12 protein-coding genes and 1 pseudogene are annotated in these 13,145 nt (G+C 69.7%); 7 read left to right on the forward strand and 6 right to left on the reverse strand.

Going from position 1 to position 13,145, the window contains the following annotated elements:
• Nucleotide 1: 1 nt before the first annotated feature.
• Together OHA77_RS03590 and OHA77_RS03595 are read right to left on the reverse strand one after the other, a co-directional pair.
• On the reverse strand, nucleotides 2–2,023 hold the full coding sequence (locus OHA77_RS03590) for a thiamine pyrophosphate-dependent enzyme (protein ID WP_406316100.1): 2,022 nt from the start codon (nucleotides 2,021–2,023) through the stop codon (nucleotides 2–4).
• A 56-nt stretch (nucleotides 2,024–2,079) separates the two neighbouring features.
• Nucleotides 2,080–2,958 carry an SDR family NAD(P)-dependent oxidoreductase gene (locus tag OHA77_RS03595; RefSeq protein WP_406316102.1) on the reverse strand — a complete coding sequence of 293 codons (879 nt, stop codon included), beginning with the start codon at nucleotides 2,956–2,958 and terminating at the stop codon, nucleotides 2,080–2,082.
• 126 nt (nucleotides 2,959–3,084) lie between these two features.
• On the opposite strand from OHA77_RS03595, the gene OHA77_RS03600 reads away from it, so the two are divergent.
• From OHA77_RS03600 to OHA77_RS03610, 3 genes are read left to right on the forward strand one after another with little or no spacing between them, the layout of a single operon-like run.
• On the forward strand, nucleotides 3,085–4,176 hold the full coding sequence (locus OHA77_RS03600; RefSeq protein WP_406316104.1) for a mandelate racemase/muconate lactonizing enzyme family protein: 1,092 nt from the start codon (nucleotides 3,085–3,087) through the stop codon (nucleotides 4,174–4,176).
• Nucleotides 4,177–4,221: 45 nt separating this feature from the next.
• Nucleotides 4,222–4,983 carry an IclR family transcriptional regulator gene (locus OHA77_RS03605; protein ID WP_406316105.1) on the forward strand — a complete coding sequence of 254 codons (762 nt, stop codon included), beginning with the start codon at nucleotides 4,222–4,224 and terminating at the stop codon, nucleotides 4,981–4,983.
• A 33-nt stretch (nucleotides 4,984–5,016) separates the two neighbouring features.
• Entirely contained in the window at nucleotides 5,017–5,319 is a 303-nt protein-coding gene (locus tag OHA77_RS03610) for a muconolactone Delta-isomerase family protein (protein WP_326822078.1), read from the forward strand.
• Between the two features lie 6 nt (nucleotides 5,320–5,325).
• On the opposite strand, the gene OHA77_RS03615 is transcribed toward OHA77_RS03610, so the two are convergent.
• The 4 genes and pseudogenes from OHA77_RS03615 to OHA77_RS03630 all read right to left on the reverse strand — a co-directional run bounded on the left by OHA77_RS03615 (nucleotide 5,326) and on the right by OHA77_RS03630 (nucleotide 7,621).
• A complete protein-coding gene (locus tag OHA77_RS03615; RefSeq protein ID WP_326822077.1) occupies nucleotides 5,326–5,718 on the reverse strand; it encodes a hypothetical protein in 393 nt (130 codons plus the stop codon).
• Between the two features lie 91 nt (nucleotides 5,719–5,809).
• On the reverse strand, nucleotides 5,810–6,031 hold the full coding sequence (locus OHA77_RS03620; RefSeq protein WP_406316107.1) for a hypothetical protein: 222 nt from the start codon (nucleotides 6,029–6,031) through the stop codon (nucleotides 5,810–5,812).
• A gap of 17 nt (nucleotides 6,032–6,048) precedes the next feature.
• Nucleotides 6,049–6,486, reverse strand: a pseudogene (locus OHA77_RS03625) (transposase); the annotation flags it as partial.
• A gap of 55 nt (nucleotides 6,487–6,541) precedes the next feature.
• Nucleotides 6,542–7,621, reverse strand: a complete 1,080-nt coding sequence (locus OHA77_RS03630) for an alpha/beta hydrolase-fold protein (RefSeq protein WP_406316108.1) — start codon at nucleotides 7,619–7,621, stop codon at nucleotides 6,542–6,544.
• Between the two features lie 368 nt (nucleotides 7,622–7,989).
• Between OHA77_RS03630 and OHA77_RS03635 the strand changes: the two genes are divergently transcribed.
• The 4 genes from OHA77_RS03635 to OHA77_RS03650 all read left to right on the forward strand — a co-directional run bounded on the left by OHA77_RS03635 (nucleotide 7,990) and on the right by OHA77_RS03650 (nucleotide 13,098).
• Entirely contained in the window at nucleotides 7,990–9,045 is a 1,056-nt protein-coding gene (locus OHA77_RS03635) for a FecCD family ABC transporter permease (RefSeq protein WP_406316109.1), read from the forward strand.
• Complete coding sequence (locus OHA77_RS03640) at nucleotides 9,042–10,112, forward strand: FecCD family ABC transporter permease (protein ID WP_406316111.1); 1,071 nt, start codon at nucleotides 9,042–9,044, stop codon at nucleotides 10,110–10,112. Before OHA77_RS03635 ends, OHA77_RS03640 begins: the two co-directional genes overlap by 4 nt.
• 102 nt (nucleotides 10,113–10,214) lie before the next feature.
• Nucleotides 10,215–11,264: an iron-siderophore ABC transporter substrate-binding protein gene (locus OHA77_RS03645; protein WP_406316112.1), complete on the forward strand. Its 1,050-nt coding sequence runs from the start codon at nucleotides 10,215–10,217 to the stop codon at nucleotides 11,262–11,264.
• A 46-nt stretch (nucleotides 11,265–11,310) separates the two neighbouring features.
• Nucleotides 11,311–13,098, forward strand: a complete 1,788-nt coding sequence (locus OHA77_RS03650; RefSeq protein WP_406316114.1) for an ABC transporter ATP-binding protein — start codon at nucleotides 11,311–11,313, stop codon at nucleotides 13,096–13,098.
• The last annotated feature ends 47 nt before the right edge of the window (nucleotides 13,099–13,145 follow it).

The raw sequence follows: 13,145 nt of genomic DNA on the forward strand, positions 1-13,145 counted from the left end.
CTCATACCTCTTCGTGGGCGGCTGTCAGGGGGGATGGCAATGACGAAGTCGGCGCCTTCAACAGCTCGCGGGCCGTGTCGACGATGCGTGACACCGCGGGGAGGACGGCGGCCTGCAGGCTCGGAGCGGATGGCATGCGGATGTCGGGGCAGCCCAGCCGGCGTACTGCCGAGCGCAGTTCGGGAAAGTGGGCTTCTGAGATTCTGGCGGCGATCTCCGCGCCGAAGCCGCCGGTGACGGTGTCCTCGTGGACCACCAGCACCCGTCCGGAGCCGTCCCGGACCGCCGCGGCGATGGCGTCGTCGTCGATCGGGCGGAGCCAGCGCAGGTCCAGCACGGTCGCGCTGATCCCGTCGGCGGCGAGCCGGTCCGCCGCCGTCATGACGTCGGACACGACGGCGCCCCAGCAGACGATGGCGAGATCGGCGCCGTCACGGCGGCGGCGTGCCCCGGCCGTCGGTTCGATGGGCGAGTTCGGGTGGACGGTCCCCACGTCCTGGTAGAAGCGGCGGCCCTCGATGAGGACGACCGGGTCCGGATCCGCGACGGCCGCCCGCGTCATGGCATACGCGTCCTGCGCGGTGGCCGGAAGTCCCACCTTGATGCCGGGGACGTGCGCGAGGATGCTCTCGATGCTCTGGGAGTGCTGGGCACAGGAACCCGGTGTCACGCCCTGCTGCATCCGGATCGTCAACGGAGCCGACAGCCGCGACCGGTTGATGTAACGGACATTCGCCGCCTGGTTCACGATCTGGTCCAGGGCGACGAGGGTGAAGTCGGCCCACATGATCTCGACGACCGGACGCAGCCCCGCGATCGCGGCCCCGACCGCCGAGCCGAGGATCGCGGCTTCGGCGATGGGGGTGTCGAAGACCCGGGCGTCGCCGAACTCCTTCCACAGGCCACGCGAAACACCGAAGATCCCGCCCGACTTGCCGACGTCCTCGCCGTAGACGACGACCTCCGGGCGCTCCCGCAGCTCGGTGCGGAGCGCGAGGTTGACCGCACGCTGGTAGGTGAGCTCCCGGGTCTCCTCGGGCGGGCCGGCCGCCGGGACCGGGCGGGACTGCGGCTGGGCCGCATAGACGTGGTCGAGCACGGACGCGGGATCGGGCGCCGGCATCGCGCGTACCTGCCGGCCCAGCGCCTCGACCTCGGCGGCCACCTGCCCGTCGATGGCATCGACGGCGTCGTCGCTCAGGTCGCCGGCGGCGGAGGCCACGAGCCGGGTGATCGGATCGCCACGCTCGGCCGCCTCGACGTCCTCCTTCGGGCGGTAGTGCTGAATGTCGCGGTTGTAGTGACCCGAGAGGCGTACGGTCTTGCACTCCAGATAGACGGGTCCTTCGCCGTTCCGGCACGCCTGCGCGGCGGCGGCGACGGCGCGCGCGACCGCGAACGGGTCGCCCCCGTCCACCACGTGGCTTTCGATCCCCAGCGCCTCGCCCCTGACCACCAGGTCGGGACCGCGGGTCGTGGCGCTGATCGGCGTCATTTCCGACCAGCCGTTGTTCTCGCAGATAAAGATCACGGGCAGGTTCCGGGCCGCGGCGAACACCATTCCCTCGGTGGTCGCGCCCTGGTTCATCGCCCCGTCGCCGATCGAGCAGACGACGACGCCGTCCTCAGCACGCGAGGAGAGCGCCAGGGCGACCCCGGCGGCGATCGGCACCCCGCCGCCGACGATGGAGTTCTCGCCGAGGAAGCCGTTGTCGGGATCGGACAGGAGCGGGGAACCCGCCCGGCCGCCGTTGAGCCCGTCGGCCCGCTGTGCGATCTCGGCGAGCAGCGCGAGAGGGTCGGAGCCGCACGCCAGCGCCCAGCCATGGCCCCGGTACGTGGAGAGCACCCGATCGCCCGGGCGCAGCGCCGACAGGGCACCGACCGGGATCGCCTCCTGACCGAGGCATAGATGGATCGATCCGGCTATCTCTCCTTCGTTGCTCAGCTCAAGGCATTTTTGTTCGAACTGCCGGATGAACGCCATACGTCGATAGGCCTCGTGGACGGAAAGCTCGCCCAATGCACGCTCCTGACAATCGGTTCCGTGGCTGAATCCGTGGGATGAGTGGGTGACGGCTAGAGCGGTTCGATGCGGGAGTCGCACCACAGGACGCTGCCCGAATGCTGCATACCGGTCGAGGTGGCCAGGAACACGATGCGCTGCGCCACCTCGTCCGTCGTCTGAAACCGCTGCCGTGGCAGCGACAGGCGAGCGGACTCGATGAGCTCGTCGGCGGCCACGCCCGAGACGCGTTCGAGGCCGTCGTAGATGTTCCGAAGCATCCCCTCGAGGACCTCGCCGGGGCAGACGAGGCACGCCGCGACGTCGTGCTCGCGCCAGGCCAGGGCCTGGCTCATGGTCAGATGCCGGACCAGGGCCTTGCTGGCCCCGTACGCGCTGCGATTCGGCCTGCCGCCCTGTGCGGCGACCGAGCCGATGTTGATCACCATCCCGCGCCGGCCCAGTTCCTCGTGGACCGGCTGATCCACCATCCGGCGGGCGGTGGCCTGGCCGACGAGGAAGGTCCCATCCGCGTTCACCGACAACACCCGGCGCCAGGTCTCGAAGGACAACTCCATGAGGTCGTCGACGTGATAGGTGCCGGCGTTGTTGACCAGCAGGTCGATCCGCCCAGCGCTGTCGGCGACGCGGCCGACCGTCCGCTCGACCTGCTCAGGGTCGACGATGTCGCACACGTACGTCTCGCAGCGCCCGCCGCCGGCTCCGATCTCGCGGCGAGCCTCTTCGAGGGCGGCCCCGTCGCGATCCACAGCGTGCACGGAGAAACCAGCGGCAGCCAGCGCCATCGATATGGTCAGACCGATTCCCCGCGCGGCACCCGTCACGAGGGCGGATCCGCGGACCTCCGATGACCCACGCGTTTCTTCTCCGGACACGATCCGCCTCTCCCTCACTGTCGGCTGCCGCCCTATCGTGCCTGCTGGCGGCGCCATAGCCGTCGGCCCGAAGCTCCCGAGCCGGTATTGAGCGAGGCTAGAACTTCTCCCATTGTGGAGTCAAGAGTCACATTGTTACAATCACCGCTCCAGCTTATGAGGTCGACCAATACAGGGGAAGCGATGACCGAAACCACGCAAGATCCGATCAGCTCGATCACCGTCACGACCCGCACCATGCCGCTGCCGCGCCCGCTCCAGCTCGGATCCTTCGTTGTCACCGAGCGGGCGTACGCACTGGTCCACGTGACGACGCGCGACGGATTCGTCGGATGCGCCTACGCCCAGACGCGCGGCGCGCCGATCGCGGCCGTCATCGAGACGCTCTTCGCGCCTCTCCTCACGGGAAAGGACTCCCTGGACGTCGAGGCGCGGTGGCGGGAGTGCTTCCGATCGACCCTGGGCGTCGGGCGGACCGGGCTGGTTCCTCGCGCGCTCAGCCTGGTCGACATCGCACTTTGGGACGTCCGCGCGCAGCGCGCCGCCCGCCCGCTGTTCCGCCTCCTCGGCGGTGAGAAGGACCGCGTGCCCCTCATGCTCGTCGCCGGGTACCCGCACGCGCGGGAGGACGTGGACGATATCGTGGAGACCGCAGTGCGCGCAGCGGACAAGGGGTATTCCCTGGTGAAGATCGCCCGAGCACAGGACGCGTCGGTCACTCGGCACGCGCTGTCGGAACTGGCGATATCACTGCCCGACTCGACGCGAGTGGTCGTCGACGCCTCCTGGTTCTGGGAGAACGCGGATCAGGCACTGGCCGAGATCAGCAACTGGCGCGAGTTCCCGATCGCCTGGGTCGAGGATCCCTTCCCGCCCGAAAACGTCCGGGCGTACCAGGAGTTGCACAAGCGGTCCGACCTCCCGATCGGTGTCGGGGACGAGGTGACCGACATCCACGCCTTCGATCACCTCGCCGCCGCCGACGGGCTCGACATCCTCCGCCTCGACGTGGCCACCATCGGCGGCATCACGCCCGCGCTCGGGGTGGCACGCAGCGCGACGTCCTGGGGATTGCCCGTGTCGATGCACATCTCGCCGGAGGTCTCGGCACACCTCGCGGCCGCCCTGCCCGGCGTCACCAACATCGAGACGTTCGACCGCTCGGGCAACCGGTACGACCCCAGCCACGAGCTGTGCACGGGAGGCCCGGAGTTCGGTAACGGAACCGCGAAGCTACGCGATGTCCCGGGGCTTGGGTTCACGATCCCGCGCTAGTTGGATGTATCCTAGTGCGATAATAGTCATGACTATGGGAGAATCGTGGTCGAGCAGCGCAAGCCACACATTGCCTCCGTGATGAAGGCGTTCTTCGCTCTGTCGGTGGTCGCCGAGCGCCCTGAGAGCATCTCGGCGAAGGCGCTCGCTGAGATCATGTCGGCGCCGCTTCCGACGACCTACCACCTCTTGCACACGCTGGTCGCAGCCGGCGCACTCGCCAAGGGCGGGAATGGCAACTACCGGCTCGGCCCGCGTATCGGCATGCTGGCCGACGCGTATCTCGAGCAGGGCGACCCGCTTGAGCGCCTCGAGGCGCCGCTGCGGGCGCTGGCCGCGGACACCGGCGAGAGCGCTTATCTCAGTGCGTGGCGTCACGGCGAAATAGAAGTGGTCGCCATGGCCGAGGGCAGCCATGCCGTCCGGGTGGCCAACCTGCAACGCGGGGCGTTCGGGAACGGACATGCGCGGGCGTCCGGCAAGTTGTTGCTTGCCTACGCGCGCGACGGTGTTCGCGAGCAATACCTGAAAAGCCACCCCTTGACGAAGTTGACGCCGAACACGATCACCGACAAGGACCTGCTCCGCAAGGAGTTCGAGGTGATTCGCGCACGCGGTTACGCGATCGAAAAGGAGGAGTTCACGCTTGACGTCTCGTGCGTCGCCGCTCCTATCCTCGCCGGAGGGCGGGTCATTGGGGCGTACACGGTTTCCAGTCCGACGAGCCGTTTCCAACGCGTCTCGCAGGATCTGATCGCCACGCTGGTGAAGTCATGCGACACCGCGCAGGACCTGTTCGCAGAGTGACCTGCGCGGTGCACGACACGGGTGAGGGAGCACATGGAATTCTTGGTGTACATCGAGCTTGAGGCACCGCCGGACATGGCCCCCGCGCTGCTGGACGAGTTGCGAGCGCGAGAGGCGGTGCACGCCAGGATGCTAACCGCCCGCGGCGATCTGGTGCGACTGTGGCGCGTTCCCGGGCGGTGGGCGAATTGGGGTTACTGGCACGCATCGAGCGCGGATGCGCTGCACGAGATCCTTCGTGGCCTTCCCCTTTATCCGTTGATGAAAACCACGGTCCACCCACTCGACCCGCATCCGAATGACCCCGGCCCGGCCCGAAGGCAGCCGGCCGGGTAGGTGCGGTCAGTCCCCGTAGCAGTGCAACATCAGATCGGGCTCTGTACGCCAGGTCATCAGCAGCTTCCGGATGGCCGCCACCAACGCACGCTGTCCGTCATCGCCGGCAACCGCCTCCAGACGATCGACGTCAGCCTCGAGCCGGGGCAGGTCACGGCGATCGAGAACGGTGTCCTTCCACGGGTCGAGCCGCCCGAGGACCGGCAGCCCGCTGCCCCCGGCACTGTTCACCAGGGGCAAGAGCTTCTCCACCGCCACGTCCAGCAGCCAGCCGCGCTGCTGCGCGACCTCCCACTCCTCAGCGTCGGCACGGCGGTGCTCACGGCGCTGGGCCCGAGTAGCCCGACGCGGGCTCTTCGGGCGAGCTTGTGGAGGACGCAACACCAACAGCAGGCCCATGCCCATGACGGTACTCGCGGCCCCGGCGGTCGCTGCCCCGTTCTCGGGGCGGGGCCTTTGCGAGTCCGGCGGGGAGTGTCCGGGTCGCGGGTCAGCCCTTCGAGCCGGTGAAGGCGATGCCGGCGATGAGGTGCCGTTGCAGGACCACGAAGAGCGCGACCACGGGCAGTGAGGCCACGAGCGACCCGGCGAACAGGATCGGGAAGTTGGTCTGGAACTGCCCGCGGAGCGAGGCGAGACCGGCCGACAACGTCATCATCTCGGGATCGGTGTTGACCACCAGCGGCCAGAGCAGGCTGCTCCACGACCACATGACGGTCAGCAGTCCCAGCGCCAGCAGACCGGCACCGACGCGGTGTCGGATGCGGCGTGCAAGCTCACCGCGACCTGGCAGTTGGACTGCTTACCCAACGCCCCGCACCACTGCCTTGCCACCCCCGCCGACATGTTCCCGTCCTTGGGAAAGGACACATCGTCGATCACCCACACCTGCGGATCGACGATCGGGACCGTCTTGAGCGCCACCGCGCGCAACACCGCGGCGTGCTCCCACGGCGACTGGTTGACGAACTGCTGCAACGCCTGCATGTCGCCGTCCGGCAGCCGCTCGGCCATCGGCTGGATCGACTTGCGTCGGCCGTCCAGCATCAACCCCTGCAGGTAGCAGTCACCCTTCGCCCGCTGATCTCTGCGCGGCACCGACGCGAACACCTCGGCCACGAACGCGGCCAGCTCACCCCGCAGCTGCTCGATCTCCTCCAAGTCCACGAGAGCAGCATGCCGAACCCCACACCCGAGATCAAACCAACCTAACGAAGTACTACTAGGCGAGCGCCCAGGCGACATCCCTGAGCAGGGCGTGGCGCCAGCCCGCTCGGTCGTGGCCGGAGGCCGACCGCGAAACCCGCACGGTGGCACCGGCCTGTTCGGCCAGGGTCTCGACCAGCTCGCAGTGCGGCAGCATCCGCGGCTCGTGCTCCCCCACGTCGAACGCGACCCGCAGACCGGACAGGTCGGGGCGCTCCCGCAGGCGCGCGGCGATCGCACCGCCGACCGGGCCGCCCATGGGGTCGGCCAGGTCCATGGCGCCGGGTGTCCACCAGAACGACCCCGACTGGCAGGCGACGCCGGACACCAGATCCGGGAACTCCAGTGCCGCGTACATCGCGCTCAGCCCGCCGAGGCTCTGCCCGGCGACCACCAGCCGGTCTCGGTCGGCGGGTACGCCGCTTTCGGCCACCAGCGGCAGCAGCTCGTCCCGGATCGCCTCCCACAGTTCGGGCCGGCACCCGAACTCGGCGGCCCTGGCCTGGGCGGGCAGGAAGACGAGCGTGACGGCGGGCATCTCGCCATGGGCGACGGCCGCGTCGAACGCGGTCACGGCCGGGTGCAGGTACAGCCAGTCGTCCCCGTCGAGCAGCAGGACCATCGGCCCGCCCCCGCCCGCCGGGTGGACTCGCACGGTGCGCCGTCCGCCGAGCCTGTCGCTGGTCCAGCGGAAACGGGTGCGCGGGAGGGGCAGGACGTCGGCGGCGCCGACGGCAGGCCAGTGCGGCTGGGCGGGGGCGTCCGGGGTCGCGGCGATGGACCGGTCACCGCCCGCACCGACCGGGTTGAACGGGTCGGCGTACGCCGCGTCGTCCGTACGGAACCGGTAGGTCACCCGCAGCCGCGCGGGCATGGCCACCTCGGCGTACCAGCAGTCCGTATCGCCCCACCGGCGTAGGGGCACCGGCTCCGACCAGCTCTCGAAGTCGAGGCTCGCCGGGGACCCGCGCCACAGGAACAGGGTCACCCAGCCGCCGTCGCCGGTGGACACCGACGCGGGCGTCCCCGCCGCCGCCCAGAACCCGTCGGTGCCGGGTTCCCCGGGAAGCCCGAACCGGGCGAAGGTGTTCTCCATCGCGGCCCTCCTCCGTCCCTACCATCGGTCAAAAGCTAAGGATAGACTTACCTAAGTTGATCGAAATGGCGAGGTTCGGAGCACACGCGAGCCGCAGTCGCTCGCGTGTCCCGGCCGTCCGCTGCCGGCCGGCCGGTTCCGGTCGAGGCGGTCTCGGGAGAGCGGAGCGTTCGGCGGATCGCGCGGCGTCCGGACGCGAGACCGTCTCCTCGGGACAGCCCGAGGAGACGGTGGGTGTGGTTCTTCTCGGGTGGCATGTCCGAAGCCGGGCGGCCGGCGCCGGGGCAGGCACGGGGTTTCCTCAGGGGGCTCGTGACGGTCCCTCCGGCCGGGCGACCTCGGTAGATCAAAGGGATAACGTACGTCGAATGAGTACGATTGTGGGGAAACGTCCCGCATCCGCGGCCACCGAGGCCCGTCGGCGGCGGGTTGCGGGCTTGGGCGCGCTTGTGGTGATCCTCCTGGTCGCGGGGATGGTGTCGTTGGCCGTCGGTGCGCGCGCGCTGAGTCCCGCGGAGGTGTGGCACGGGTTGTTCACGGCGCCGGGCTCCGACCAACGGCTCACCGAGATCACGCTCATCGTGCAGACCGTGCGGGTGCCCCGGACCGTGCTCGCGATCGTGGCGGGCACGGCCTTGGGGGTCAGCGGGGCGTTGATCCAGGGGTACACGCGCAACCCGATCGCCGACACGGGGTTGCTGGGGGTCAACTCCGGCGCCTCGTTCGCCGTGGTGGCGGTGATCCTCCTGTTCGGGCTCGCCAATCCGTACCAGTACGTCTGGTTCGCCTTCCTGGGGGCGGCGGTCGCCGGTGTCGTCGTGTTCGGACTGGCGAGCATCGGCCGGGGGGCGGGCAATCCGTTGACGCTCGCGCTGGCCGGGCAGGGGGTCGCGGTGTTCCTGACCGCGATGACCACGGCGGTCTCACTGTCGGACCAGGCGTCGCTGAACGCGCTGCGGTTCTGGAACGCGGGCTCTGTGTCCGGTGTCGGATTCGACGTCATCTGGCCGGTGGTCGCGTTCATCGTGGTCGGGTTGGTGCTGGCGTCGACCACGCTGCCCGCCATCAACCTGCTCAACCTGGGTGACGATGCGGCGCGAGGGCTGGGGGTGAACATCACGCTGAGCCGAACCGTCGGTATCGTCGCCATCACCCTGCTGGCGGGCGCGGCGACGGCGGCATGCGGCCCCATCGCGTTTCTCGGACTCATGGTGGCCCACGTGGCCCGGTATCTGGCCGGACCGGACTACCGCTGGCTGGTGCCGTGCGCGGGTCTGCTCGGCGCCGTTCTCCTGCTGGCCTGCGACATCGTGGGGCGCGTGGTGACACGACCGGGCGAGTTGCAGGCAGGCGTCGTCGTCGCTCTCGTCGGCGCCCCGTTCTTCGCGGCGCTGGTGTGGCGCGGAAAGTTCAAAACGGTATGAACGAGACAGCGGTGAAGCGGTCGACGGCACCGGGCGTGCGACTCGGCCATGCGTCGTTCGTGTGGCGGCCCTGGATGGTATTCGTCACGTTGCTGCTGGCGGCGGCGGCCTTTGTGGTGTTCTGCCTGTCCATCGGCCTCGGGGACTTCCCCATCGGCCTGCCCCAGGTGATCACCACGCTCCTCGGCCGGGGTGAGCGGGTCGACGAGTTCGTGATCATGGATCTGCGGATGCCGCGCGCCCTGGCCGGGCTCATCGTGGGGGTCGCGCTGGGGGTGTCCGGGGCGATCACGCAGTCCATCGCGCGCAACCCGTTGGCCAGCCCCGACATCCTGGGGATCACCGGGGGCGCGAGTGCGGTCGCGGTGTTCCTGGTGACGGTGTCGGGTGGGGCCGCCGCGGCGATCGCCGACTCCGTGGGCCTGTCCGCGGCGGCACTCGCGGGCGGTCTCGGCACCGGTCTGCTGGTGTATTTCCTGGCGTGGCGGCGCGGGATCGACGGCCTCCGGCTCATCCTCATCGGTATCTCGGTGAGCGCCGTGATGCAGGCGATCACGACCTGGCTGCTGGTCACGGCCGACATCCGGGACGTGGCCCGGGCCCAGGCGTGGCTGGTCGGCTCGCTGGACAACCGCTCGTGGGGCGAGGTCTGGGTGGCGCTGTGGTGCCTGCTCGCCCTCATCGCCGTCGTGTCGTGTGTCGCGTTCCACCTCAGGCCGCTGCACTTCGGTGACGAGGTCGCGGCGGGGCTGGGTGTCCGATACTCGGCGGTGCGGGCGGTCCTGCTGCTGTGCGCGGTGCTGCTGGCCGGCGTGGCGGTGAGTGCGGCGGGCCCGGTCCCGTTCGTCGCGCTGGTGGCACCGCAGGTGGCGATGCGTTTGTCGCGGTACCCGACGCCGCCGCTGGTGGCCTCCGGGCTGGTGGGCGCGCTGCTGTTGATCGGTGCGGACCTGGTGGCGCGTACGGCGCTGCCGATCACTCTCCCGGTCGGTGTGGTCACCGCCGCGATCGGCGGTCCTTTCCTCGTCTATCTGCTGGTGAGGGCGAACCTCAGAAGGGAGAGGTGAGGAGTGACAAAGCAAGGTTAGGCTCACCTAACACCTGCGTGCTACGGTTTCCCTGCTCCTAGTCAGGGTTGCAGCGGATTGCACGAAAGCAAGGGATTCCGGATGATCCTCCAACGAACAACGGCTACGAAGACCTTGCGGCGGTTCGCAGCGGTGCTGTCCGCCGCGGCCCTCAGCGTCGGCATCCTCGCGGGATGCGGTTCCGACGCGGCGGACAAGCCGACCGGCACCACCGCGGCCACCACGGGTGGCGCGTTCCCGGTCACCGTGGAGCACGCGTTCGGGTCCACCCAGATCACCAAGGCCCCCGAGCGGGTCGTCTCCGTCGGCTACACCGACGACCAGGCCATCCTGGCCTTCGGCATCAAGCCGGTCGGCATGGTCGACCAGTACCCGAACCCGCCGGGCAAGACTCCCGACATCAACACCCAGTGGCCCTGGGTGAAGGACAAGTGGGGCGACACCCGTCCCGAGGTCATCATGAGCAACGGGGACTCCGGCCCGAACTACGAGAAGATCGCCGCCCTGCGGCCCGACCTGATCATCGCGGTCTACTCCGAGATCGACCAGGCCGCCTACGACCGGCTCTCCAAGATCGCCCCGACGGTGGGCCGCACCAAGGGCGAGAAAGAGCCGTTCAGCGCGCCGTGGCAGGACAACGCGCTGCACATCGCCAAGGCGCTCGGCAAGGCGGACGAGGGCGCCAAGCTGGTGCAGGGCATCCAGGACAAGCTCGACACGGCTCGTAAGGCGCACCCGGAGTTCGCGGACCGAACCGCCGTCGCGGTGTCCTGGTACAAGGACTCGGTCGCACCGTTCACCACCACCGACGTGCGCGGGCGAATGGTGACGGGCATCGGCTTCAAGGGCACGCCGGAGATCGACAAGATCGCGGACGGCAGCTTCTACACCGTGCTGTCCCCCGAGCGCATCGACCTGATCGACGTCGACCACATCTTCGTCATCGCCGACCAGGCGGACCAGACGGCGCTGAAGAAGTTCAAGTTGTTCGCCAACCTGCCCGCGGTCAAGAACGGCAAGGTGTCGTACCTGCTGGACAGCGAGGGCCCGGCGATCGGCGCGGCCATGTCGCAGGGCACCCTGCTGTCCCTGCCGTACGCGATCGACGAGCTCGTCAAGTCGGCCGGCTAGAGATGCCGGTAGACGTGTCACCTCCTCGACCCGCCGCAGTCCGGGCGTGAGCACCACCGACACGCGCGTCGCCTCGGCCATCCTGCGCACGGCGACCGGACGCGAGGCCACCCGATGGGTCACCGCGCACTCCCGCGAGGTGCCGTGGCTGACGGCCGCCACCGTGCTCACCACGGTGGCGGGGGCGGCGCTCCAGGTGCTGCCGGTGTTCCTGCTCGGCCAGGTGGTCGACGGGGTGGTCGGGGGCGAACCGCAGTCGATCCTGATCACGATCGGGACCCTGATGGTGGCCGCCGCGCTGCTCGGCTCGGCGGCCGCCGCGGCGTCGACATACCTGGTCGGGCGGTTGGGCGCGGATCTGCTCGCGCGGCTGCGGGAGGGCGCCGTCCAGGCGGTGCTGGGAATGCCGAGCGCGCGGATCGAGCAGGTCGGCCGGGGCGACGTGCTGTCCCGGGTCGGTGACGATGTGGCCGTGGTGTCCAAGGGCATCCGGACGGCCATCCCCACGGTGTTCTCGGCGGGAGTGCTGGTCGTCATCGCCACGGTCGGCATGTTCGGGCTGGACTGGCGGCTCGGCCTGGCGGGTGCCGGCGCGCTGCCCGCGTACGGGCTGGCCCTCCGCTGGTATCTCCCTCGGTCCGCACCGCTCTACCAGCAGCAGCGGGAAGCCCAGGCCGATCGCGCGCAGGCGCTGATCAGCGGCCTGAACGGGATCGACACCGTCCGGGCGTACCGCCTTGAGGACGCCTTCCGCGAGCAGGTCACCAGCGAGTCGTGGCGGGTGCGCAATCTCGGCGTCGAGGTGTTCCGGTTCTTCGGCCGGTTCGTCGGCAGGGAGAACCGCGCCGAGTTCATCGGGCTGGTCCTGATCATCGTGGTGGGATACGCCCTGCTGGAGGCCGATGCCGTCACCCTGGGTGAGGCGTCGGTGGCCCCGCTGCTGTTCCACCGGCTGTTCACCCCGTTGGGCGCCATCATGTTCACCTTCGACGAGGCGCAGAAGTCGGGCGCGAGTCTGACCCGGCTGGTCGGGGTGCTGGGCGAGGCCACCGAGGAGAGGCTGGTGGGCCGGGAGGCCGTCGCGTCGGCGGACGCCGGGCCGTACTCGGTGACGGTGGAGGGGCTGACGTTCGGCTATCCCGATTCCGAGCGGCCGGTCCTGCGGGACGTCAACCTGGTGATCCCGGCGGGTGGTTCGCTCGCGCTGGTGGGGGCGACGGGCGCGGGCAAGACGACCCTGGCCGCGCTGATCGCGGGCATCGGGACCCCGCAGGCCGGGTCGGTGCGCATCGGGTCGACCGACCTCGCCGGTCTGGACGAGGCCGGAGCGCGGGCCCTGGTGAGCATCCTGACGCAGGAGACGCACGTGTTCTCCGGTCCGCTCGCCGACGACCTGCGGCTGGCCGCCCCGAAGGCGACCGACGCCGAGCTGATGGACGCGTTGCGCACGGTCGGCGCCGACACGTGGGTCACGGCGCTGCCCGACGGGCTGAACACCATGGTCGGCGAGGGCGGCGAGCGCCTGGACGTCACCAAGGTCGCCCAGATCGCCCTGGCCCGGCTGGTACTGGGCCGATCGCCGGTGGTGGTGCTGGACGAGTCGACCGCGGAGGCGGGCAGCCAGGGCGCCGCCGAGTTGGAGCGGGCCGTGTCGGCCGCCTGTCTGGGCCGCACCACGCTGTTCGTGGCGCACCGGCTGACCCAGGCGATGGCGGCGGACCGCATCGCCGTGCTGGACGCGGGACGCGTTGTGGAGCATGGAACCCACGAGGAACTGGTGGCTCTGGGCGGCCGGTACGCGCGACTGTGGCGTGCCTGGCAAGAAGGCAGTTAGGAACGCAGATCAGGTTGGGCTAACTTTCCTACTCGAAAGGGTCGGCT

Origin of the sequence: Streptosporangium sp. NBC_01639 (assembly GCF_045209755.1) — a bacterium.
Lineage (GTDB): Bacteria > Actinomycetota > Actinomycetes > Streptosporangiales > Streptosporangiaceae > Streptosporangium.

Excerpts from the sequence above, each read along its gene's own strand:
- OHA77_RS03630 (WP_406316108.1), bottom strand. The coding sequence starts at position 7,621 with ATGGAGAACACCTTCGCCCGGTTCGGGCTTCCCGGGGAACCCGGCACC.
- OHA77_RS03640 (WP_406316111.1), top strand. The coding sequence starts at position 9,042 with ATGAACGAGACAGCGGTGAAGCGGTCGACGGCACCGGGCGTGCGACTC.
- OHA77_RS03615 (WP_326822077.1), bottom strand. The coding sequence starts at position 5,718 with ATGGGCCTGCTGTTGGTGTTGCGTCCTCCACAAGCTCGCCCGAAGAGC.
- OHA77_RS03600 (WP_406316104.1), top strand. The coding sequence starts at position 3,085 with ATGACCGAAACCACGCAAGATCCGATCAGCTCGATCACCGTCACGACC.
- OHA77_RS03595 (WP_406316102.1), bottom strand. The coding sequence starts at position 2,958 with ATGGCGCCGCCAGCAGGCACGATAGGGCGGCAGCCGACAGTGAGGGAG.
- OHA77_RS03635 (WP_406316109.1), top strand. The coding sequence starts at position 7,990 with ATGAGTACGATTGTGGGGAAACGTCCCGCATCCGCGGCCACCGAGGCC.
- OHA77_RS03620 (WP_406316107.1), bottom strand. The coding sequence starts at position 6,031 with ATGTGGTCGTGGAGCAGCCTGCTCTGGCCGCTGGTGGTCAACACCGAT.
- OHA77_RS03610 (WP_326822078.1), top strand. The coding sequence starts at position 5,017 with ATGGAATTCTTGGTGTACATCGAGCTTGAGGCACCGCCGGACATGGCC.
- OHA77_RS03645 (WP_406316112.1), top strand. The coding sequence starts at position 10,215 with ATGATCCTCCAACGAACAACGGCTACGAAGACCTTGCGGCGGTTCGCA.